This window comes from Pseudoalteromonas sp. MMG033, from assembly GCF_057197785.1.
This window is the reverse complement of the sequence record NZ_CM170070.1, coordinates 2,879,058-2,902,958: the sequence shown is the minus strand read 5'-3', so window position 1 is coordinate 2,902,958 and position 23,901 is coordinate 2,879,058. Positions and strand designations below refer to the sequence as shown.

Annotated in this window: 22 protein-coding genes; 8 read left to right on the top strand and 14 right to left on the bottom strand. The window is 41.8% G+C overall.

The features are described from left to right. The first annotated feature begins 200 nt into the window (after positions 1 to 200). Positions 201 to 1,766, top strand: coding sequence for a polysaccharide deacetylase family protein (locus AC2CZC_RS12785; RefSeq protein WP_484582049.1), 1,566 nt, complete (start codon positions 201 to 203; stop codon positions 1,764 to 1,766). A 79-nt stretch (positions 1,767 to 1,845) separates the two neighbouring features. On the opposite strand, the gene mltG is transcribed toward AC2CZC_RS12785, so the two are convergent. The 9 genes from mltG to yceD form a co-directional block, all read right to left on the bottom strand. Continuing rightward, positions 1,846 to 2,826: an endolytic transglycosylase MltG gene (gene mltG, locus AC2CZC_RS12780; protein ID WP_484582048.1), complete on the bottom strand. Its 981-nt coding sequence runs from the start codon at positions 2,824 to 2,826 to the stop codon at positions 1,846 to 1,848. Further along, the gene (gene pabC, locus AC2CZC_RS12775; RefSeq protein WP_484582047.1) at positions 2,823 to 3,587 is read right to left on the bottom strand and encodes an aminodeoxychorismate lyase; all 765 of its coding nucleotides are present in this window, start codon (positions 3,585 to 3,587) and stop codon (positions 2,823 to 2,825) included. Before pabC ends, mltG begins: the two co-directional genes overlap by 4 nt. A 57-nt stretch (positions 3,588 to 3,644) precedes the next feature. After that, the gene (gene fabF / locus AC2CZC_RS12770) at positions 3,645 to 4,883 is read right to left on the bottom strand and encodes a beta-ketoacyl-ACP synthase II (protein WP_063362220.1); all 1,239 of its coding nucleotides are present in this window, start codon (positions 4,881 to 4,883) and stop codon (positions 3,645 to 3,647) included. Positions 4,884 to 4,964: 81 nt separating this feature from the next. Beyond that, complete coding sequence (gene acpP / locus AC2CZC_RS12765; RefSeq protein ID WP_010374019.1) at positions 4,965 to 5,201, bottom strand: acyl carrier protein; 237 nt, start codon at positions 5,199 to 5,201, stop codon at positions 4,965 to 4,967. Positions 5,202 to 5,409: 208 nt separating this feature from the next. Beyond that, positions 5,410 to 6,156, bottom strand: coding sequence for a 3-oxoacyl-ACP reductase FabG (gene fabG, locus AC2CZC_RS12760; RefSeq protein WP_484582046.1), 747 nt, complete (start codon positions 6,154 to 6,156; stop codon positions 5,410 to 5,412). A 13-nt stretch (positions 6,157 to 6,169) separates the two neighbouring features. Then, positions 6,170 to 7,096 (bottom strand): ACP S-malonyltransferase, encoded by a 927-nt coding sequence (gene fabD / locus AC2CZC_RS12755; protein ID WP_484582045.1) that lies wholly within the window; start codon positions 7,094 to 7,096, stop codon positions 6,170 to 6,172. Between the two features lie 155 nt (positions 7,097 to 7,251). Continuing rightward, complete coding sequence (gene plsX / locus AC2CZC_RS12750) at positions 7,252 to 8,292, bottom strand: phosphate acyltransferase PlsX (RefSeq protein ID WP_484582044.1); 1,041 nt, start codon at positions 8,290 to 8,292, stop codon at positions 7,252 to 7,254. Between the two features lie 11 nt (positions 8,293 to 8,303). Then, on the bottom strand, positions 8,304 to 8,474 hold the full coding sequence (rpmF, locus tag AC2CZC_RS12745) for a 50S ribosomal protein L32 (protein WP_063362224.1): 171 nt from the start codon (positions 8,472 to 8,474) through the stop codon (positions 8,304 to 8,306). 10 nt (positions 8,475 to 8,484) lie between these two features. Continuing rightward, positions 8,485 to 9,009 (bottom strand): 23S rRNA accumulation protein YceD, encoded by a 525-nt coding sequence (gene yceD, locus AC2CZC_RS12740; RefSeq protein WP_063362225.1) that lies wholly within the window; start codon positions 9,007 to 9,009, stop codon positions 8,485 to 8,487. A 121-nt stretch (positions 9,010 to 9,130) separates the two neighbouring features. Between yceD and AC2CZC_RS12735 the strand changes: the two genes are divergently transcribed. Next, positions 9,131 to 9,727, top strand: a complete 597-nt coding sequence (locus AC2CZC_RS12735) for a Maf family protein (protein WP_484584886.1) — start codon at positions 9,131 to 9,133, stop codon at positions 9,725 to 9,727. Here AC2CZC_RS12735 and AC2CZC_RS12730 read toward each other — a convergent pair. After that, a complete protein-coding gene (locus AC2CZC_RS12730; protein ID WP_484582043.1) occupies positions 9,707 to 10,348 on the bottom strand; it encodes an HAD family hydrolase in 642 nt (213 codons plus the stop codon). The genes AC2CZC_RS12735 and AC2CZC_RS12730 overlap by 21 nt on opposite strands. Continuing rightward, positions 10,338 to 11,300, bottom strand: coding sequence for a 23S rRNA pseudouridine(955/2504/2580) synthase RluC (gene rluC / locus AC2CZC_RS12725; protein ID WP_063362227.1), 963 nt, complete (start codon positions 11,298 to 11,300; stop codon positions 10,338 to 10,340). The genes AC2CZC_RS12730 and rluC overlap by 11 nt, the downstream gene beginning before the upstream one ends. Before the next feature lie 546 nt (positions 11,301 to 11,846). Here rluC and rne point away from each other — a divergent pair. Further along, a complete protein-coding gene (rne, locus tag AC2CZC_RS12720) occupies positions 11,847 to 15,152 on the top strand; it encodes a ribonuclease E (protein WP_484582042.1) in 3,306 nt (1,101 codons plus the stop codon). A gap of 413 nt (positions 15,153 to 15,565) precedes the next feature. Here the strand turns inward: rne and AC2CZC_RS12715 are convergent, their stop codons facing one another. Beyond that, complete coding sequence (locus AC2CZC_RS12715; protein ID WP_484582041.1) at positions 15,566 to 16,894, bottom strand: transglycosylase SLT domain-containing protein; 1,329 nt, start codon at positions 16,892 to 16,894, stop codon at positions 15,566 to 15,568. Positions 16,895 to 16,938: 44 nt separating this feature from the next. Next, a complete protein-coding gene (locus AC2CZC_RS12710) occupies positions 16,939 to 17,517 on the bottom strand; it encodes an LPP20 family lipoprotein (RefSeq protein WP_063363913.1) in 579 nt (192 codons plus the stop codon). A 204-nt stretch (positions 17,518 to 17,721) separates the two neighbouring features. On the opposite strand from AC2CZC_RS12710, the gene AC2CZC_RS12705 reads away from it, so the two are divergent. From AC2CZC_RS12705 to AC2CZC_RS12695, 3 genes are read left to right on the top strand one after another with little or no spacing between them, the layout of a single operon-like run. Beyond that, on the top strand, positions 17,722 to 19,428 hold the full coding sequence (locus AC2CZC_RS12705; RefSeq protein WP_484582040.1) for a COG3014 family protein: 1,707 nt from the start codon (positions 17,722 to 17,724) through the stop codon (positions 19,426 to 19,428). Between the two features lie 13 nt (positions 19,429 to 19,441). After that, entirely contained in the window at positions 19,442 to 20,056 is a 615-nt protein-coding gene (locus tag AC2CZC_RS12700; protein WP_063363911.1) for a penicillin-binding protein activator LpoB, read from the top strand. Next, positions 20,046 to 21,044, top strand: coding sequence for a hypothetical protein (locus AC2CZC_RS12695; RefSeq protein WP_484582039.1), 999 nt, complete (start codon positions 20,046 to 20,048; stop codon positions 21,042 to 21,044). Before AC2CZC_RS12700 ends, AC2CZC_RS12695 begins: the two co-directional genes overlap by 11 nt. A gap of 46 nt (positions 21,045 to 21,090) precedes the next feature. Here the strand turns inward: AC2CZC_RS12695 and yejK are convergent, their stop codons facing one another. After that, positions 21,091 to 22,101 (bottom strand): nucleoid-associated protein YejK, encoded by a 1,011-nt coding sequence (yejK, locus tag AC2CZC_RS12690; protein ID WP_063363909.1) that lies wholly within the window; start codon positions 22,099 to 22,101, stop codon positions 21,091 to 21,093. A 66-nt stretch (positions 22,102 to 22,167) separates the two neighbouring features. Here yejK and AC2CZC_RS12685 point away from each other — a divergent pair, with 66 nt between their 5' ends. Further along, entirely contained in the window at positions 22,168 to 22,380 is a 213-nt protein-coding gene (locus AC2CZC_RS12685; RefSeq protein ID WP_063363908.1) for a YejL family protein, read from the top strand. Positions 22,381 to 22,384: 4 nt separating this feature from the next. After that, positions 22,385 to 23,878, top strand: a complete 1,494-nt coding sequence (locus tag AC2CZC_RS12680) for a DUF3413 domain-containing protein (protein ID WP_484582038.1) — start codon at positions 22,385 to 22,387, stop codon at positions 23,876 to 23,878. Positions 23,879 to 23,901: the final 23 nt, after the last annotated feature.

Here is a 23,901-nt window from a genome sequence, read left to right as displayed (position 1 = left end):
AATGAAAAGCTTATCCAGCACAAAAATTAAACTCATATCATATTTTAAATCAATGTTTTTTATACTTTTATCCAATTGGATTACTTAATTGAGGCAGGTCAAATCCATATCAACTGGCTTACTTGTAGCCCCTATTTTTGGCTCTTTTTTATGTACAATGAAGACATCCCAATATGCAAAACTTTAAGTAAGGACCTACCATGAAGTTTAAAATGTCAGCGCTGTCACTCAGTGTTTTAATGAGCTTTTGTACTCTTGCAAAAACGAACTCACATGAGCTTGAAAACGTTTCATTACAGTCTCAGTCAAATCAGTATGATTATTCAGATAATCAACCGTGGAGTCAGATGCCACCTGCTAATTTAAGACCTGTACAAGTGCCGTTATTTGTTTCGATTGGTTTTGATGACAATGGCTCTAAAGAAGGTATGGATTGGATAAGTAATTATACCCGCCACCTTCAAAATGACATCGGCGCAAACAACCCTGCTACATTTGACGGTGCACCAGTCAGATTTACGTTTTTCCATACTCCATCATACATTGTGAAAGAAGCAGGAGATGAAGTGGGTATCAAACATGCGTGGCGCGATGCTTATGTAGATGGCCATGAAGTAGGTAACCATACTTTTAGCCACCGAGACGGCGGCCCTGACACAGGCAATTTCAGTGAGCAAGAATGGACCGAAGAACTCAGTATTACACAAACTTGGCTGAGTAAACCTTACGATCCAAGTGAAGTAACCAATGGCGCAAACAATGCTGCTGGCCCTGGCGTACCAGCCAATGAAATTATTGGCTTTAGAACACCTTACTTAAACCATAATAACGCCTTGTTCTCTGCTTTAGTGAAAGGTAACTTTGTGTACGATACCAGCATTGAAGAAGGCTGGGATAGCCAATTCAATGGCACCAATAACGCGTGGCCATACACATTAAACAATGGCACACCAACCAAGCGTGTTGGAAAGCCTGATGTGGGTAGCTACCCAGGACTTTGGCAGCTTCCATCTAACGTATTTGAAAAGCCTGAAGGCGGCAAAATGGTCGGCTTCGACACCAATATGTGGGTGAGCACAAATATGAGCAAAAATGCCGTACTTGAGATGCTTAAACATAATTTACATCTAAGGCTTGAAGGAAACCGCTCACCATTACTATACGGCGCGCATGCCCATATTTATGCACCAGCTTACGACCAAGGTGGCCGTGCGACAACCTATTTAGAACGTCAGCAAGCGATCGAAGAATTTATCCAATATGCGCTGAGTATTAAAGTAAATGGCCAACCAGTTGTCCGTATTGTACCGTTTAAAGACATCATAGAGTGGATGCGTAACCCAACGCCATTAACTGACGGTAAAGTTGTTACAGTCAGAAGCATTGGTGCGAGCCCGACTTATATCCAAGGCAATATCTATCAAAGAGGCGATCAGGTATACCACGAGGGTAAATATTACGAGGCGAAATGGTATGCGGATTCTATGCCTGGCTCACAGAGCCCAGATTACGATCCATGGAAGCTAATTACTAGAGATCAAGCAACTAAAGTAAGCCACTTAGGATCTGTAACACCGGTAGGCGACATTTATGGAGATACTTTAATTGCGCCAGATAAAGCACAAACCTTCTTCTTTAATGCAGCACCAGGTGCACAAGTTAAAAGTGTGACACTCAACGGCGTCAATTTAGGCGCAGTTGACCAGTATACATTTAGCAATTTAACAGCGAACCAAACATTAACGGTTGAGTTTAGTAAGCAGTAACCCTTCAAATATAGTCGGCTGCACTATCGTGCAGCCTATCTTAATTAACATCTTTTATATGTACATATATCAATGAACGCTATTGATTAAGTATATACTTTCGAACTGCTCGGTTATGTTCCTTCAAAGATTTAGAGAAGTGATGTGCGCCATTGCCTTTAGATACAAAGTAAAAATAATCCGTTTTCGCGGGTTGCACAGCAGCTAACAGTGCATCATGTGATGGCATAGCGATGGGTGTAGGAGGAAACCGCTCAATTCGATAAGTATTATACGGCGTATACTCTCTAAGATGTGAGCGAGTAATATCTCCTTTAAAACGCTCTCCTAATCCGTAAATAACTGTTGGATCAGTTTGCAATCGCATTCCTTTATTTAAGCGGTTGTGAAACACAGAAGAAATAATATCTCGCTCAGCCTCTTCACCCGACTCTTTTTCAATTATTGACGCTAATATGAGCGCTTCATACTTGTTTTTCAGAGGTAAATTATCACTGCGCTTGGCCCACGTATCTGCAAGCACTCGCTTCATTTTTTGATGTGAGCGTTCAATTAATGCTGACGCCCGAGTGCCGCCTTCATAATGATATGTATCTGGGTACAACCACCCTTCTGGGTGATGGTTATCATACTGTTTAAAGTTTGATCCATCCCCATCTACAATATCAAATACTAAAAAAGCACTGTTTTTAAGATTTTTCAGCACTGTGTTGTAGGTATCACCTTCAATAATCGTAAACGTGAAATCTGCTTTATCACCGTTGTGTAGCCTTTCAATTGCAGATAATACCGATAACCCCTGCAAATTATATACACCCGCCTTCAAGGTAAACTTGTTTGGATATAACTTGCTATAAAGTTTATAAGGTAAACAGCTCTTGAGTGCTTGCTGAGACTGCCATTTTGTACATAAGCTTGTAAATGTTTCGCCCTGTGAGATCTCTACATAATCATCAGACATATTCAGCATTTCACTGCGGATCGGCTCAAGAAAACGGTAGCCACTATAAACGGCAATGACAAAAATCAACGTAGCGGCCCACAACAACAGTCGGATCATAAAGAAATTTCTATTCTCGTTTTTAATTCAAGTGCAGTTTGCAGGTTAAAGGTTTTTTTGTCTATCGATTTTACTGGTACTAATCCCATCAAACTATTGCACATGAAAACCGCATCTGCATTCATTAAATCTTTCATTGAAAGCGTTCTAATGGCAATGTCATGATGATCTGACAACAGACTAAGATAGACCCCTCTAATGCCGCACAATGCTAAGTTAGGTGTAATGAGCTGCCCGTTTTTGACCATAATAATATTGCTTGCAGAGCATTCAATCACATTATCTTGTAAATCCAATACTACCACGTCGTCACCAGGTAGCCCCAAGGCATCTTCTTTGATCAAGACCTGCTCTATGCGATTGAGCGTCTTTAAACCAGCCAGCAAAGGTTGATGACCTAACCTTACATTACTGACTGACAATGAAACACCTTGCGCCTGCCAATGATCATAGTGGCTGGGAAACTCACTTTTAGAGACAACCACCGTCAGGTCAACGTGTTCAGGCAAGGCATAGCCTCTGCCACCTTCACCGCGTGTGATCAGAAGCTTAAGTACCCCTAGACGACAACCTTTAATCGCATTTTGACAGGCATCTAACAAGGCTTGCTCATCAAGCTCAGGGAAACACAGCACCTGCTGACATTGCTTTAACCTCTGGAGGTGATAAGGCCATAATTGAAGTGCCTCATTTTCGACTTTAATGGTGGTAAAAAAACCATCACCATAGTTTAAACCCCGATCTCGATGACTGATTTCCATATATTTCTCCAACAAAAAAGCCTGGCATTGCCAGGCTTTTTCAAATTTTAAATAGACTTAAATCTTTTTAAATAATAGTGAGCCGTTAGTGCCACCAAAACCAAATGAATTACAAAGCGTATATTCTAACTTTGCATCACGTGCTGTATGAGGTACATAATCCAAATCACAGCCTTCATCTGGGTTATCTAGGTTAATCGTCGGTGATACCTTTTGATCAACCAATGACAAGATACTGATGATTGACTCTACAGACCCAGCAGCGCCAAGTAAGTGACCCATCATTGATTTAGATGAGCTTACCATTACGTCTTTTGCTGCATTACCAAAAATAGACTTAACTGCAGATGTTTCTGCAATGTCGCCAGCTGGTGTTGACGTACCGTGTGCATTGATATAGCCAATCTGGTCTGCATTCACACCAGCGTCATTCAGTGCATTTTCCATCGCAAGAGCTGCACCTGAACCATCTTCTGGCGGCGACGTCATGTGGTAAGCGTCACCACTCATACCAAAGCCAACTAGCTCTGCATAGATTTTCGCACCGCGAGCCTTAGCGTGCTCATACTCTTCAAGCACGATCACACCAGCACCATCAGCCAATACAAAACCATCTCTGTCTTTATCCCAAGGACGAGATGCAGCTTGAGGGTCATCATTACGAGTAGACAATGCACGCGCCGCGCTAAAGCCACCCATACCGATTGGTGTAGATGCCTTTTCAGCACCACCGGCTACCATCGCATCTGCGTCGCCATAGGCAATCATACGCGCTGCATGACCAATGTTGTGAAGACCTGTTGTACACGCCGTTACAATTGAAATATTCGGACCTCTTAAACCATGCATGATAGACAAATGTCCTGAGATCATGTTAATTATGGTAGATGGTACGTAGAAAGGTGATAACTTGCGTGGACCACTGGCGATCAACTTATGGTGATTCTCTTCAATCAGAGTTAATCCACCAATCCCTGAACCGACTGCAACACCAACACGGGCGGCATTCTGCTCAGTGATTTCTAAACCTGAATCCTTTAATGCTTGGACACCAGCTGCAATGCCATATTGAATAAACAAGTCCATTTTTTTTGTGTCTTTTTTGGACATGTATTCTGTCGCATCAAAATCATTGACTAAGCCAGCAAACTTAGTTCCAAAACTTGATGTATCAAAATGCGTGATGTTTGAAATGCCACTACGACCTTCTAATAGGCCTTGCCAGGTTGACTGAACATCATTACCTAGCGGCGTCAACATACCTAAGCCAGTTACTACGACTCGACGTTTAGCCACGGTTTCCTCCAAAAAGGGATTTGAAATTTTGCGGGGGTAGAATGAATGAGGGCAGCGAGTGCTGCCCTTCAGATCCGTTAATTACTCAGCGTGAGCAGTAACGTAGTCGATCGCTGCCTGAACAGTAGTGATTTTCTCAGCTTCTTCATCAGGGATCTCAGTGTCGAACTCTTCTTCTAGAGCCATTACTAGCTCAACAGTGTCAAGAGAGTCTGCACCTAGGTCATCTACGAAAGAAGCTTCAGATTTTACTTCTTCCTCTTTAACACCTAGTTGCTCAACGATGATTTTTTTTACGCGTTCTTGGATGTCGCTCATTCTTCTTTCCTTTATTAAAACGCTTTTGCGTTAATTTCAGATTGCGGCGTAGTTTACGGCGCATCATGTATTGATTCAAGGATTGACTAAGACTTTTTTGTCTGGTCAAACCTGTTACTCATTTTTTTTACTCTTTATCGCCTATTTTCAGGGCAAATTCAAGCTTGTTTGCGGCAAGATCACAAAAATTTAAATTATTTTGTAATCTTTATACCATATACATCGCACCGTTTACGTGCAGTGTTTCACCAGAAATATAAGCTGCAGCATCTGAAGCTAGGTATGCAACTGCTGCTGCAATCTCTTCAGGCTGACCCAGACGACCTGCAGGTACATTTGCAAGCGTTGCCGCCTTTTGATCTTCAGTTAACTCATCTGTCATATCAGTTTTGATAAAACCAGGAGCAATCACATTTACAGTGATACCACGTGATGCAACCTCACGTGCCAGTGACTTAGAAAAACCAATCACACCCGCTTTAGCTGCAGCATAGTTAGCTTGACCAGCGTTACCCATAGTGCCAACAACTGAGCCGATATTAATGATACGACCTGACTTTTTCTTCATCATTGGACGCAAGACAGCTTTAGATAAACGATAAATTGCACTTAGGTTAGTGTCAATAATATCAGTCCACTCATCTTCCTTCATGCGCATAAGTAAGTTATCACGCGTAATACCCGCGTTGTTAACTAGCACATCGATGTCACCGAAATCAGCCTTAATTTGCTTTAAAACCGCATCAATAGATTCAACGTCAGTGACATTTAATTTATAGCCTTTACCGTTTTCACCTAGGTATTCACTGATCTTTTCAGCACCAGAGTCACTTGTTGCCGTTCCAAGTACTGTCGCACCTTGTGCTACAAGCGTTTGCGCTACTGATTTACCAATACCGCGGCTCGCACCGGTTACCAATACAACTTTATCTTTCAAATCAAAAATATTTGACATTGTTCTTCTCTAATTATTCTGCACTTTCAACTGATGCTAAATCGTTAGCAGCAGCACATTTAACTGATTTATCGATTCTCTTAGCCAAACCTGTCAATACTTTACCTGGACCAAACTCATAAGCTTGAGTAATTTCCTGCGCTGCTAGTTGTTGCACAGTTTCGGTCCAACGTACTGGGCTAAATAGCTGTCTAATCAAAGCATCTTTTATCTCTGCAGCATTTTGTGCCACTGCAACATCGACGTTGTTGATTACCTGATATTTAGGCTCAGCAAAAGCCAAACTTTCTAAATCTGCCGCCAAACGCTCAGCCGCAGGCTTCATTAACTCACAATGAGACGGCACGCTAACAGAAAGAGGCAGCGCGCGTTTTGCTCCAGCCTCTTTACATGCTTCACTTGCACGCTCAACCGCTTCTTTATGTCCAGCAATAACAACTTGCCCAGGTGAGTTATAATTTACTGGTGAAACGACTTGGCCTTGCGCAGACTCTTCGCACACTTTAGCAATAACATCGTCACCTAAACCGATAATAGCTGCCATCGAGCCCGTACCTGCAGGCACAGCTTCTTGCATATATAAGCCACGCTTTTCAACTAGCTTGACTGCTTCTGCAAGTTCAATAACACCAGCACACACCAACGCAGAATATTCACCTAAACTATGGCCTGCTAATACTAGCTCAACATCAAGGTTTTTGGTTTGCCAATGACGGAAAATCGCAACGCTTGCTGTTAATAGCGCTGGCTGAGTTTTATGCGTTTTATTTAACTCTTCCTCAGGACCATTCAATACCAAATCTTGAAGATCATATCCAAGTGCTTCTGATGCCTCTGCAAAAGTGTTTTTTACAACCTCAGAAGATTCTAGCAACTCTGATAGCATGCCAACGCTCTGAGAGCCTTGACCAGGGAAAAGTAAAGCAATTTTTTGTGACATATGATGCTCTTTTACTCGTCTTAAATTCGTCCATCAACAATGAGTGGAATAGAATAAACCGGTTACACTTACTGAAGACGTTTGACGAAAAATGATTATATAAAAACAACTTTATTTAAATGGACGCGAAATGTGCTAAAAAAGTGGCGTTCTTGCTAGCTTATAGACGTTTCTTCCACATCCGACATTTTTTCAAAAGCTGTTTGTATCTTTTCGGGAATGCGTCGATTAACCTCTCTAACAGCTTCATCGATCGCTGCTAAAAATGCCTTATTCGAAGCATTTCCGTGACTTTTTACGACAATACCACGCAATCCTACCAGACTTGCGCCGTTATACTGGTCGGGGTTCACCTTTTTATACAGTTTTTTTATCACCGGGCGTAATAAAAATGCAAGCGCCTTATAGAAAAAGTGCTTTTTCAAGGCTTTCGTGAATTTTAGCATGATTAACTTAGCAATTCCCTCGCAAGTTTTTAAAGCAATGTTACCAACAAACCCTTCACAGACAATCACATCTGACTTACCAGAGAAAATATCACTTCCTTCGCAATACCCTTGATAATTAATGTAGCTACACTCACTCATTAATTTGGCGGCTTGCTTAATACCTTCATGACCTTTGATATCTTCCGCACCGATATTTAGCAAACTCACTTTTGGGTTTTCTTTATTTAGCGATTCACCAGCAACAATGGAGCCCATAATGGCAAATTGAAATAGTGTTTCAGGGTCGCAAAGTACATTAGCCCCTAAATCGAGTAAGTATACCGGTTGTTTTTTTTCGGTCGGCATGGATGTGATTAATGCAGGTCGCTTGATACCAGGCAGCATTTTTAAGACATAATGCGCCATAGATAATAACGCGCCAGTATTGCCAGAGCTAACGCACGCTTGTGCTTGGCCCGATTTGACAAGATCAAGTGAAATGCGCATTGAGGACTTGCGCTTGTTTCTCAGCGCATGTGCGGGTTCGCAATTATTAGTAACGACTTCGTCGCAATGCTTAATTATCAGCCGAGGATGATTTAATTTTTGTTCTTGGCTGAGAGCTTGACGTAAAACAGCTTCATTACCGCACAGTAATAAAGTGAGATTTGGGTATTTTTCAACTGCTAGAATTGCAGCAGGAATAGATGAACGGGGGCCGTAATCGCCCCCCATCATATCTAACGCAATGGTTAGATTGGTCAGCATAAAGCAATCTCTTAGTTAGAAATTACTTTAACGCCTTTGTAGTAACCATCTGCAGTTACGTGGTGACGACGATGAGTCTCACCTGAAACTTGGTCTACAGTTAAAGCTGGTCCGCTGATTGCATCGTGTGAACGACGCATGCCACGACGTGAACGAGTCACTTTGCTTTTTTGTACCGCCATTAGCCTTCTCCTAAGAATCTTTCTTAAGTTGTTTTAAAATTTCAAATGGATTTGGTTTACTATCTTCTGCTTCGATTTCGCCAAAGCTCACAGGCTTGTTTGAAAACGAACATGAAGCTTCATCATGCATAGGAACTATAGGAATTGCCAAAATCAATTCATCTTCAATTAATTGCCGAAGATTAATTTCGCCTTCTTCATCTAATTCCACTACATCGTAGCTTTCAGGAAGATCATCCGACTCTGCACCTAATCCGACTGGCGAATACGCAAAGTCTTGAGCCAAATCCAACCCTAATTCATCATTACAACGTTGACACACCACAGTTACTTGTGCCCGAGCTGAGCCTCGGATCACAACCAAACCTTGCTGGTCAATATCGCAATGAATAGTTACCGCTATTTCACCTACCTGATCCTGCACAACTTGCTGCAGTCGAGAAAGTTCTTCAAGCGACACAATGCCGTCATAAGTAGCTCGACGTTGCGCTGCCCTGCCTGGATCAAGAGTGATGGGAATTTTCACCTTTTGCATAGGGGCTGCATCATATAGATTGTTAGTGGTTTAGTCAAAGTAAAAATAAACTTTCCTATTGTTTTTCGCTGACTAAGGCTTATCCTTGAGTCAATTACTCAATTCAGACACAAATAGCCTGATGAAAACACCTATTATATTAGCCTCAAGCTCACCTTTTAGGCAGCAAATTTTAAAAAAAATTGCTTTACCGTTCGCTGCTTTCTCACCAGACATAGACGAGTCCGCTCTAGAGGGGGAATCACCGCAATCGTTAGTGCATCGTCTAAGTGAAAATAAAGCACAAGAAGCAGCCAAACACTTTTCTGACGGCTTAGCTATAGGCTCTGATCAAGTCGCTGTATTCAACAATAAAGTACTAGGGAAACCACACACTAAAGAAAATGCGATAAAACAACTTTCTCTATTTAGTGGACAATGTGTTACTTTTTATACAGGACTAAGCGTTTTCTGTATTGAAGAGCAAAGATCAATCACTAAAGTAGTCCCATTTAAGGTCTATTTTAGGGAGTTAACTGAAACACAAATCTCAAATTATTTAGATCTTGAACAGCCATACAATTGCGCTGGCAGTTTTAAAAGTGAAGGTCTGGGAATTTGCTTGTTTAATAAACTGGAAGGAGAAGACCCAAACACATTAATAGGTCTTCCATTAATTGAACTGACAAAAATATTGGCTGAATTTGGTGTAGACGTATTAAGCCAAGCAAGTCAGTAATTGTTCAAATTCATCGATAATGTGAACTGGACTATACTGTGCCAGTTCATTTCGATTTGCCACACCAAACGTCACCCCAATTGCGGCGACCCCGGCGTTTCTTGCCATGTCCATGTCTATCGTTGTATCACCGATCATTACAGCCTGCTCTGGTGAAATATCCAGTTCACTCAAAATTTGCTGGATCATATCTGGACTTGGTTTAGACTCAGCTTCATCAGCTGTGCGCGTTACAGCGAAATAACCACCTAATCCAGATTCTAATAGCAGCCTGTCTAAGCCTGGTCGACTCTTACCCGTTGCAACCGCTAACTTGATATTGTGATTAGAAAGAAACTGCAGTACATCTTCAACCCCTTTAAACAACTCGGTAGGTGTTTGGTCTACATCACGATAAATAGTTTTATATGCTTCTGCTAACTCGGCGCTACGATAATTCTGCGCAGGAAACAATGTTTCCAGCGCAGTCTGTAAAGACAGGCCAATAATGCTTTGAGTTTTTTCTTGAGTTTCTCTGGGAAACCCATATGTATCAGCTACTTTGTTAATTGTATTTACAATTTTTGGCACTGTGTCCATCACAGTACCGTCCCAATCAAAAATGACCAGTTTATAATCCATTATCTTCTCTTAATGTTTTGATACATGAGGTAAGCGCATCGTCAAGCGGCGCTTCAACGTGCAACGTAGTCTCAGTTTTAGGATGTAAAAAACGAAGTTCTCTTGCATGCAGGAATAAACGACCTAACCCCTTGCTGCGCATTTGGGCATCAAAAGCTTGATCACCATATTTGTCATCACACGCAATTGGATGCCCTTTGCACTGAGTGTGAACACGGATCTGATGCGTGCGTCCAGTTACAGGAGACGCTTGTACCAATGTCGCACCATTAAATCTTTCAAGTACACGAAAACGAGTATGTGATGCTTTACCTTCTTCTTGATCCACGCGAACCACGCGCTCACCCGATTTAAGCGTGTTTTTTCTCAAAGGTTCAGTGACGTTTTTATGTTTTGAAGACCATTCTCCAGCAACCAGAGCCCAATAGTTCTTCTCCATGGTTTTTTCTCTTAACTGTTCGTGCAATCCTTTTAACACTGCTCGACGTTTAGAAATTAATAAGCAGCCCGAAGTATCTCTATCTAGACGATGTACCAGTTCTAGTGATTTCTCTTGAGGCCTTAACGCACGAATGGCTTCTATTAACCCATAGCTTAAACCACTCCCACCATGCACTGCCATACCTGAAGGCTTATTTATAACTATCAAGTACTTATCTTCATATATTATGCAGTCTTCAAGCCCAGCTACACGGTCTAAGTTTTTTGGTACAAACTCGGTTTTCTCCGCTGTCTTAATAGGAGGGATCCGCACTACATCATCAATTTGTAGTTTGTATACTGGCTTTACACGCTTTTTGTTTACGCGTACCTCGCCTTTTCTCAAAATTTTATAGACAGCACTTTTTGGTACACCTTTTAAGTGCGTAACTAAAAAGTTATCAATACGCTGACCTAACTGATCTTCGGTGATAGTTACAAAGGTAACTTGTAAACCATTCTTTTCTGACATTGCCTAATCACTGATTTGAGTAATAATTTAGTTGCTATCACACAGTTATTAGTGGGATAATCGACTCGCAAATTTTGCGAGCACTGCTTTTTATCGCAAATAAACTGTCGTGATGCACATCTTGGGTGGAGGATCATACAGATCAGAGCTAAGATTTCCAAAGCTTTTATCTCCGACCTAAGACAATTATTACGTGTAATTGGCATAAGGTGAAGCGTGTAACAGTTCATCTTTTAATCGCCAGACGCGACGTACAAGTAATGTAAAAGCAAAACTATCGTGTCTTGTGTAAATTTGTGGGTATGTTTAACCCGAGCGAGTTCTGTAGGCAAAATGAACGCTATTTTTTAACCCGCCTTTGAGATAATTCAGGCTGTAAGTGTTAAAACAGACTAAGTTCCCTTCTCCCCAGTCGTGAGACTGCATTAGTAACAGGAACATTTAAACTGCCTGCAATGGTACACAAGAATAGTATGAGTAAAATTTTACCCTTCGATGTAATGTAACTATCGGACGGTAAATATAGTAAATAGAGTATATAAGAATATGAAACGCATGCTAATCAATGCGACGCAGCAAGAAGAAATGCGCGTTGCACTGGTTGATGGCCAGCGTCTATACGATTTAGATATAGAGAGCCCTGGTCACGAACAAAAGAAAGCCAATATTTATAAAGGCAAAATAACCCGAATTGAACCCTCTCTTGAAGCTGCTTTTGTCGATTATGGCGCAGAGCGTCACGGCTTCCTTCCCCTTAAAGAAATCGCTAAAACATACTTCCCTGATGGCTACACATTTAATGGACGTCCTAATATCAAAGACGTTATTAAAGAAGGTCAAGAAGTTATCGTTCAAGTTGACAAAGAAGAGCGAGGACAAAAAGGTGCAGCACTGACAACTTTCATTAGCGTTGCAGGTAGCTACCTTGTTTTAATGCCTAACAATCCTCGTGCAGGGGGTATTTCACGTCGTATTGAAGGTGACGAGCGCATTGAGCTAAAAGAAGCGTTAAGCCGCCTTAAACTACCTAAGGGCATGGGGCTTATCGTTCGCACAGCCGGCGTTGGCAAGTCATTTGAAGAGCTTGAATATGATTTGAAAGCACTACTTGTGCATTGGCAAGCGATTCAAGAAGCCGCAGATAGCCGAAAAGCACCTTTTTTGATCCATCAAGAAAGTAACGTTATTTTTAGAGCGATCCGTGACTATTTACGCCGCGATATCGGTGAAATTCTTATCGACAAGCAAAAAGTGTTTGATGAAGCCAGAGCACACATCGAGCGCTTTAGACCTGACTTCATTAACCGCGTGAAACTATACAAAAACGATGTACCTCTATTCACGCATTACCAAATTGAAAGTCAAATTGAGTCTGCATTCCAACGTGAAGTGCGTTTGCCTTCTGGTGGTTCGATTGTCATAGACCCAACTGAAGCTTTGACTTCTATCGATATCAACTCGTCTAAGGCGACAAAAGGCGGTGATATCGAAGAAACAGCGCTGAATACAAATTTAGAAGCGGCTGATGAAATTGCAAGACAATTGAGACTACGAGATCTCGGTGGCCTGATTGTCATTGATTTCATCGACATGACTCCTCCTCGTCATCAGCGTGAAGTTGAAAATCGCTTAAAAGAAGCAGTAAGAGCAGACAGAGCACGCGTTCAAATTGGTAAGATATCAAGGTTTGGTCTTCTTGAGATGTCTCGCCAACGCTTACGCCCATCTCTTGGCGAAGCGAGTCAACATTCATGCCCACGCTGTAATGGACAAGGCACAATTCGCTCGAACGAATCTATCGCGCTGTCAATCTTGCGTTTGATTGAAGAAGAAGCGATTAAAGAAAATACAGCTCAGGTAAACGCACAAGTACCTGTCAAAGTTGGCTCTTTCTTATTGAATGAAAAGCGCCGTGCGGTACAACGCATCGAGAAAAGACATAATTGTCACGTTGTCATTATCCCAAACCAGCACTTAGAAACACCTCACTACGAAGTTGTACGCTTGAGAAAAGACGACGTGCCTGAGCTAGCAAGCTATGAGCAGGTTGCTGAGCCAGAAGCAGATATTGTTGAAGTGCAGATGACTCAGGCTACACCAAAAGAAGAGCCTGTACTCAAAGGCGTTGTTATGCCAACAGCGCCTGCACCCGCTTCACAACCGAGCGCACCAAAAGCAACTGCACCTAAAAATGAGCAACCAGTAGCTGAACAAAAAGCGGGTTTACTAACTCGTGTGAGTAACTGGCTTAAAGGGCTGTTTTCTTCTGAAGAAGAGCAACCTAAAGAAGATGAGAAAAAGCAGCAACCTAAGCGCCGTGGTAAGCCGGATAACCGTCGCCGTAATCAACGTAGAAAAGGTCGCGGCCGTGGTGATGCACAAAAAGATGCAAACACAACGAACGATAATTTGGGCAAAGGTGAGGATAAAGAACGTTCTGACAATCAAGAGCGCTCTGAGAATCGTAATAAGCGCCGCCGTCAGAACAATCGTAAACGTTCAGATTCCGATAAAGCGAAAAATGCGACTAACGAGAATCAGCAACAAGAAACTCAGCAAGAACCAAAAGAAAAGCCTGTTAAACAACGTCGTCAACGTCGTAATTTGCGCAAAAAAGTGCGTGTCGAAAATAAAGTCGATGCAACTCAAGAGCAAGTACAAACAGTAGAGACGCAAACGCCAGCAGAGCCAGTGAAACGTGACACAGTTGAAAGCCCTGTCAACGAACCTGCTGTAATTGAAGATGTTAAAGCGACTGCAGAGACGAATGTAAAAGCAGAGCCTGCCACAGCGCCAAACTCTGAAGTGGTCACACCTGTGATTGAAGACACAGAAACACCAACTGTTAATGCTGAACAAGCAGAGCAAAATGAAGAAGTCGATGCGGACAAGCGTGAAGCTAAGACGCGCTCTAGACGTTCACCTCGCCACCTAAGAGCGGCAGGTCAAAGACGCAAGCGTGGTGAATCAGCGAATCGTCAATCTGAACCGGCATTTGTTCCTGTTGCGGATCAAGCCGCAGCCGAGTTTGAAGCACAGATGCGCTCAAATCAGCCTCAATCAACTGAGCAAGTACCTGTTGCTGAGCAAGCACCTGTTGCTGAGCAAGCACCTGTTGCTGAGCAAGCACCTGTTGCTGAGCAAGCACCTGTTGCTGAGCAAGCACCTGTTGCTGAGCAAGCACCTGTTGCTGAGCAAGCACCTGTTGCTGAGCAAGCACCTGTTGCTGAGCAAGCACCTGTTGCTGAGCAAGCACCTGTTACTGAGCCTGCACCTGTTGCTGAGCAAGCACCTGTTGTTGAGCAAGCACCTGCTGCTGAGCCTGCGCCTATTGCTGAGCAAGCACCTGTTGCTGAGCCTGCGCCTATTGCTGAGCAAGCACCTGTTGTTGAGCAAGCACCTGTTGCTGAGCCTGCGCCTATTGCTGAGCAAGCACCTGTTGCTGAGCCTGCGCCTATTGCTGAGCAAGCACCTGTTGCTGAGCCTGCGCCTATTGCTGAGCCTGCACCTATTGCTGAGCCTGCACCTGTTGCTGAGCCTGCACCTGTTGCTGAGCCTGCGCCTGTTGCTGAGCCTGCGCCTGTTGCTGAGCAAGCACCTGTTGCTGAGCCTGCGCCTGTTGCTGAGCAAGCACCTGTTGCTGTAGCTCAGAGCCGTGTTCGTTATAGCAAGACATCTGCTTCACCAATGACTAAGGCAAGCTCTTCTGAAGCTTTATCAGATGTGGCAGTACCTCAGGCAATGCCAGATGAACTAAGAGCTGTAATTAAGTCAAGTGGTCTAGGAGTTGGATCCAAATCTCCAACGGCACGTGCAAGTGCTCAAATGGCCTCACCACAAGCTGTTGAATAACAACTTGTCACTCTTTTAGAAGCAAAAAAGCCAGTCATTATGACTGGCTTTTTTTTACTCTAAAATCCCTACCTTATCCAATTTAACTCAACTAACACTGTGCTTATTCAATGTTAGCTTTAAACCAAAGATTCTATCGGAGCATCCTTTTCAGGTCAGGTCAGGTCAGGTCAGGTCAGGTCAGGTCAGGTCAGGTCAGGTCAGGTCAGGTCAGGTCAGGTCAGGTCAGGTCAGGTCAGGTCAGGTCAGGTCAGGTCAGGTCAGGTCAGGTCAGGTCAGGTCAGGTCAGGTCAGGTCAGGTCAGGTCAGGTCAGGTCAGGTCAGGTCAGGTCAGGTCAGGTCAGGTCAGGTCAGGATTAATTTGGACCATCATTTACGAAGTAGCAAGCAAAAGCTTGCTACTTCTAATCGATTTAAATATATAACTTTTCAGCAGCCAACACTTTTTTAAGATAGTGCTTTGTTTCATCATAAGGCAAACCAGCTTGTAGAGCCTCTAGTACTCGTTCTGGTGGCATAGAATTGATAACTTTAGCCGCCTCACGGATATTTCTAGAATCATTCGTATTAAAGACTCTAGCGACATTGCCTGCACCAGTATTATATGCAGCAATCATACAATATTTACGACTAAGCGGATCTTTGATTCGGCTTAAATACCTATCGTTGAGTAGATGAAGGTAGGCGGTGCCTGCTTCAATATTATTGTTCACAACGTATAGATACGGTGCGCTCATAGGTGCATCAATTTTAAACAAAAACCGATTAACATCAACTCCCGCGCTGGTCGGTACAACTTGCATTAGTCCATATGCAGGAATATGTGACTTAGCTAACGGGTTGAAGTGACTTTCTGTGTGCATTACCGCCAAGACTAGACTTGAGTCTATCTTAAACCGCTCACTATGCTTGGCAATATCACCGGTGTAATTAGATGCCCTTTTTTTGGCTAGGCTACCCTGCGGTAGTTTGATAGTGACCTTGGTCACTTTTTCATCATTCTGACCCGCTATCTGTCTCACTGACTGTGCTAAGTTTTGGATGCGTTTAACTTCAAGCTGCTCTAACTTTGCTTTATCTTGCGCAAGCTTTTCAGCTGCGATTCTAGCACTCTCTTCATCTAGCGCCAGTTGCTCATCCGCTTTTTTATCTAATAGCTGCTTTTGCTCTACCGTTTGTTGTTTAATTTTTGCTTTCGCATCAATAATTGCATTGACCTTTAAATTTCGATCAATATCGTAATCGTGAATACTGGCCTGCTCTAGCGATACTTGTTCACCACTAAAAAACGTTTGCATTAAAGCAGTTTCGGCTTTTCGAAAGCGCTCGAACTCTTTTTGCACGTCCGATTTTGACGGTGCACCCTCACCTTCATGGCGAATACTTAAAACAATTTCATTGCGCTCAAAATCAACTTCTAACCTCGAACGATTGTCTTCAGAATAAGATACATATTCAGTCTGCGAGGCAACTTTAGCTTCACCCCACTCTTTGATAAGCTCATCTCTGAATGCGTCATATTCTGCAAGGTGCTGCTCAACAAACTCCTCATATTCTCCTAAATGCTGAGCTTTGAACTGTTCAAATTCAGATTGCTCCGAGCTTGATTCTGGGGTTGATTGCGCCTTACTATCATAACCCTGCATCTCTTTTGACAGTTCGCCAAAAAGTGCCGAAGTACTTGCAATAGCAGTACTTACTACAAATTGAGAAGCGATTGTTAATGCGAGTACTTTCTTCACTTTAATATCCTTAAAAGCAAAAACGCGCCAAAAGGCGCGCTGTATTAATTCGTCAATCGAGCAATTTCTTTTTCTAAATCTTTTTCAGCTTTATAAGCTTTAAATTCTTGATATAAGAATTTCTCATCTTGTGGGTTGATTTCTTTCTTTGTCTCTTTGATCACATCTTTAAATAGTGAATGAGTGAGTTGTGGTGATAATACAACCAGAGAACAGTAGTAATCTTTCCCGCCAATTTCCACCACATCTGCTTTATTTACACGAGAACCATTCAGTGTTTGCTTTGTTAGTTGCTTTGATACTGAACTAAACGTAGAACCTACTGTCGTATCGTCATTAGCATCAGTGCGGTTTGCAAATGTTTTGTCCAAACCTTCAATACGAGTTTCAATTTGTTGCGCTAATGCTAAACGCGCATTTGCAACAGAGCTTTTTTGATCGATTGAAATATTACCAGAGAATTTGACACAGTCAGCAGCCGCAATGCCGTTTTCAATCGTTGGGTTCAATACCCAATCTGGAATATTTACTTTAGATTGAGAAGCAGACTGATCTTGCGTCGAGCTACAACCTGCCAAGATCCCTGTAACAAGCACAGTAGTAAGTAGCGATTTAAGTTTCATGGTATTTTCCTTCGTAAGAATGATTGCCTAAGCGATGATTTAAATTTAACAAAAGGCTCGGCTAATTACAGTAATAAATTGTAAGAACGATTTTTTACAACTTTATTCTTTAAAAAAACTAAAAAAATCTTAAACTTGCTGACAATATAACTGAATAAATTGGTATAGTCACTGTCATGTTTTTAACAAGTCATGGATGTCAACGTGCAAAATAACATAACCACTAAACAGCACTTTGCTTTCTTTACAGTCATTTATCTGTTTTTTCTCAGTGGATGCCAAAGTACCCCAGCAAATAAAAATGCAATTCTACTCGCTCAGCAAGGTGAGTTTGAATCAGCGAAACAAACAATACGAGCAGATTACTCGGCTACAGGCAAGAGCAAACTCCTACATTACTTAGAGTTAGGTATGCTTAATCACCTACAAGGTAATTACCAGCTCAGTAACCAACAACTAACCCAAGCACAGCAAATCATAGAAGAACAGTACACCATCAGTGTGTCAGAAAGTGCACTTGCTTTATTAAGTGGACCGTCATTCACCACCTATGCAGGTAAGGTATATCATCGACCGCTCATCAACTTTTATAAAGCGTTAAACTATAATGCACTAGCGAATCAACCTAACGCTGACCGTCAAAGCTTTTTAGATTCAGCCCTTGTCGAAATGCGGCAACTTGATACCTATCTTTCAGGGTTGAAAGACACAACTGGGGGCTATGATGATGAAGAGCAGCCTTCAGGCTTAGATCAATTAACTGAGCAAATAGATAATTTAACAAGGCCATTATTTGCACCAAATGATTTGCTTAAGGATATAGAATATAAAGATGATGCTTTTGCACATTATGTCAGTGGCATCCTTTTTGAGCGCAGCCAAGAGCTAGACTCCGCTAGGATACAGTATCAACGTGCCATCCAAGCTTTTGAGAATGGCTTTGCTAAGCAATACGATATCAATCCGACGGTTATAAGCCAGATCAAGAAAGACCTTATTCGTGTGATGGAAATGGCAGGAGGTTACTCTAATGAAGTGGCACAACTAAAATCTGAGCTTAAAATCGCAACCAGTCAAACTGCTCAACCAATTTTAAACATTTTGCAAGATGTCGGGATTGGACCGCAAAGAAAGCAATTCAACTTACTTTTAAATGTAGATGAAGAAGCCAAAGCACTTGTTATGACACCCATTTTATGGGGTACGCGACGAGAGCAACAAGCGCAAATGCGCTGGTTTCAAATGCTTTATGCAGATACCAGCATATTTGACTTAATCCAAAATTATGCGACTGGTGATATCAGCGACGTCGTTATGGGTGGCCTTACGAAGCGTATACCGCTGGGCCCAATTTGGGATGACGCAGTAGATATCGGCTTGATCAGCGCCCTTCAGTACGGGAGCCGTATTTCAGTTACCTACCTTGAGCCTCTTAAGCAAGAAATAGAGCGCTCTGAAGTATGGGTAGGCGATAAAAAAGTCGCTAACTTAGATAAAATCTATTCAGTTAGCCTGCTGACGTTACAAGATGCGCTAAATAATGCCAACTCAGAAATACAAATTGCCTTGGCAAGAGAGATAGTCAAATCATTAACTGCTCAAAAAGCAATTTCGGCGACTGGGTTAGATGCTTCATTCTCAGGGTTTGCAAAACTTGCTACCTCCGTTGTAAATGCGGTGACGGCGTCTGCTGATTTAAGACAATGGCATTCTTTGCCTGCGCAAATCAATTATGTTCAGCTACCCGTCTCAAAAGGAGAACATACCATTACACTAAAAACCTATTTAGCATCTGGTATCGTTCTAGAGCAGAGCGAAACAATCCAGATTGTTGACGACGTGACGCTTTGGCACACACGTACATTTTTACAAGAAACACGTATCGAAACCCCAGATTCAACTTTTTTATAATGGAAAAATTGTTATGAAATGTAATAAGACCTTACTTAAACTTACTCCGCTTTTTGTTGCTTGTACTCTTGCGGTTTCTGGTTGCTCGTCAACCAAGGTCCAAAGAGTAGATGCAAATCAAGAGGTTGCATTATCAGACAAATGGAATGCAAAGGACTCGCAACTAGTTGCTGAAGCAATGATCAATGACATGCTGAGCTTTCCATGGGTAAACGATCACTTACAAAAAGAAGGTTCTAAACCTGCTATTATCATTCAATCAGTACGTAACAAGTCTCACCAGCACATTGCTGTAGATACTTTTTTGAATGACTTAAAGCGTTCAATTTTACGCAGCGGACAAGCTGACTTCGTCGCAAACAAAGATGTCAGAAAAGAAATCCGCGATGAACGTAAAGACCAAGAGCTGAATTCAAGCCTTGATAGTCAAAATGAAATGGGACAAGAGTACGGCGCTGATTATGCACTGTCTGGTACTATCAACTCTTTTGTTGATGAGCAAGGTGGTGATCGCGTGACTTTTTACCAAGTTGATTTACGTCTTATTGATATGACGACAAACCGTGAGGTATGGAATGGACAAAAGAAAATACAAAAACTGCAGGAACGTTCACGTTTTGGCTTCTAAACCACTTTTAGCGACAATGCTTAGTGTCGCTTTGCTTTCTGGTTGTCAGAGTAATTCAGCGAGCCAAACACAACAAAGTACCACACCACAGTGGATTACTGTGACACCAGCGTCTAGTTATATGGTATACGGTGTTGGCAATGCGCAAAATACAGGTGACATACAACAAGCTAAACTGGCAGCACAAGAGTCAGCCCGACTCGCGCTGGCGAAGCAGCTGAATGTGACCATTTCTGCAAATACGACCATTAGCCAGCAAGCTGACAATAAATCAATGACCTTTCACATTGATGAGTATATTCAGTCAAAAGTCCCAAATATCCAGTTACAGGGCGTAAAAATTGAAGATGAATATATCAGTGCTGATAAACAAACTGTTTATGCCTTGGCTGCATTCAATCGTACCGAAGCCGTCATGCAAACCGAGTTATCGATCAATGCACTTGATGACGAGATCAGTCAATTTTCATTATCTCAAGCTCAAAAAAGTAAAAGCTTAGCACTTAAAAGTGCAGTCGCACTCAAAGAGCTCGGTGTTAAGCGGCACAAACTGAATAATTATTTGCAAATGCTTCAAGCCGCGCACATCAGTATGCCAAATACTGTGCGAGCAAAGCTAGAAATGGCAGATGCACTATTAAATGACATTAGCTTTAGTATTAGTGCAGATAATAGCAAGCACCAAAAAGTCAGAGACATGCTTGCCAAAGCACTGACGAGTCAAGGGATCAAAATCACAAATCAGGGCGCTGATTTCGATTTGAGCTTCCGTGTTGATTGGCAAGATATGAAAAAGTCAGGCACTTTCTATAGCCTTGCTGAAAGCTACCTTGTGGTAAAAGAACAAGGCGAAGAAAAAGCGCACTTTAACGCTAAAGTGAAAGCCGCTTCAAGCTTTAAAGATACTGCAAAAAGCAATGCTATGGGAAAACTTGCCGATAAATTGGGCCAACAGTTGGCGCAATTTGTTGTAACAGGTAAGTCCTAGTCAGCGCTTTTTTGCAATGTAAATAAAAAGGCCATAGTGGCCTTTTTTATTTTTCTTGTGAATATTTTTCTAGCTGATCTTTTAAGTTAGGTGGGACGCCTTTGATAGTAAGCGTATCACTAACTGGATCATAAATGACGCGCTCACCTAAGTGCTTTCTCTCGAATCCAACACTTACGCCACCGCCCATACCCGAAAACTTAACCATTGCAGTCACAGTCTTTTTATCAAGTGGGAATGACTCTTCCAGTTCATAGCCCTGCTCTTTATAAAAATCCTCAAACTGAACATCTGAAGATTTCGAAAGCGTATCTGATAAGCCTTCGATATCAGCATCTTCGCCACTATTAATACAGTCATTGCAGTAATCAAATACTTCTTTTCTGATGACGTCTTTTTCTGATTTTTCAAACTGCTGCTCAGCTAAATAATCTTCAACTGCATGCAACATAGTCTGTGATTGCTGCTTAGGATCAACCCCTTCTGCACACCCTAAAAAGTCTAAGAAAAAGTCAGCAACTTTTCGCCCTGCTCGGCCTTTAATAAAAGAAATATAGCGATTCTCTTCTGCCTGTGTGTCCCATGCTGTCAAATCAATACGCGCTGCTAACTGCATTCGAGAAATATCCAAGTGTCTGGAACTTGCTAAATCAAGTTCAGAAGTGATCGAATAATGCTCTTTAATGCTAATTTGAGCAATCAGCATATAATCGCAACCGACATATTGATAATGGCAAAAAATTAAATAACCCGTTTCATGAAACGCATATTTATTTAGCTCTTCTTTTAACACTTCAGTTGCCTGCTGTGTCAAATGCCAAAAGCCCAGCTCATTATTACGATAACTTTGCATCGCAGATGCCACTGTACTATTTTTGTCACCATCAAATGCGCAAAAACCTTTGCCAGGTTTTCCATTATATGCATGGTGCAACTGCTCAATAAATACATTGACCCTATCATTAACGGCCATCTCGTCTTCACGTAAATGAATTTGCGTTTCTTCGTCTTGCTTGTCTACATAATGTACAACAAGCTTTTTCACCTCAATGCTCATCTTTGTTTTTAACGCCTCTGGTGTTAGAATATGAAGAATTGTAACTCTATTAATTTGAACCAACCGATGCCAATTCAGTCTAAATATTCCAATGAACAAGTAGAACAAATTGTTGATAGTTTAATCACTGTGCTACAAGAGCACAAAGCACCTGTCGACTTGAGTTTAATGTGTTTAGGAAATTCTATCACGCACATCCTAAAAGAGCATGTGCCAGAGAGTAAAAGAGAAGAAGTCGCAGAAAATTTTGCAAAGGCGCTTACTCAATCGGTAAAGTAACGGAATGAATTTAACACCACACAGTCCTTTTTCTTCAAAAGCGAGTCAACTGCTAAGTTGGGGACACTGGTTTACTTTTGCTAACATAGGCTTGGTGCTTGTTATTGCACTGGCCTATCTAGCAGCAGATGCAGCACCAAGCAGTGCGGTTGGCTGGGTATACATGATTGTCACCTGGTTAAGCCACACCAGCTTTATTACTTTTTGTGCCTTCGTGCTAACCGTGTTTCCACTGAGCTTAATCTTCCCTTATCCTCGACATATAAGGGGCATGGCTGCGCTCATTGCAACATTTGGCATTTCTGTTTTATGCCTAGACGCATTTGTATATTATCAACATGGTTACCATTTAAGTTTTCAATCTTTGTCGGAAATAATATCGCTGTTAATCGGCATGCTTAATAGCATGTCCATACTAACTGTCGTTTTCATCTTCCTAGTGTTTATAGCCATATTAGGGTTTGAGCTTGTTGTTGGAAATCATGCATGGCGACATTTAGACAAACTTAAATCTTACAAATTTCCTAAATACGCAACTGCTTTTTTAGTTACTTGTTTTGCCACTAGTCACTTAATGCATGTGTGGGCTGATGCAAATAATTATTTTGATGTCACCAAACAAGATAATGTTTTGCCACTTTCCTACCCCACTACAGCGAAAACATTATTAGCTAGACACGAGCTACTTGATTTAAATGAGTACGAACAAGCCAGAACTGTAAGGTTAGAAAACGCCACGTCTCATTTTCAGGTGCCAAATAATCTGCAATACTGTGCGTTTGACGCACCTGCTGTAGATATTTTTGTCTTGGATTCTATATCCAATGCGGCAAGCCAATTATCCAATGAAGACTTATTTAGTTACTCTCATGTATTAGTGCCCACTGATCCACAAGACCACTATTTTAATCTAATATATGGCCTGCCAGCTTACTATCGCAATACCATCACCGAGCAAAAATTATCCCCAACCTGGAACTCAAAAAACATATTATCTGTTTCCAGTGACAATGTTTTCGGTTACTTCAATGAACCGGAACAAGACAGTAAAGTCAGATTTCACTTTGCCTCAAAGCTGCCTAACCTTTCAGATGTTAGTGCATACATCGTTATCGAATACCCTATGGGTAGTGAAATCGTAACGCAAACAACGATGCACACTAACTTGCCCTACTTCTCAGATCATAACGGATTAATGCAGGGTACCGACATTATGTACACGTTACTGGACAAGCATTTTAGTTGTGGCCAACTCGCGTCTCAAACCATGATAGGTAACGTATCTGGTAGTAGTGAATTAAATCAAGGTGTGAACTATTCACAAGGTGTTCTGATAACCTATAAAAAAGACCGCATTATATTGGTTAATCATGATGGAAGGCATAAGCAAATATCTGCAAAGGAAGGCTTTCCTATTGAGCAAAAAATGGATATTCCCTTTCTCGTTCAGAGCATAAAGTTACTCAAAAGATTCACTGCAAAAGCACCCAATCAATAATTGGGTGCTTTAACTGCAATTTG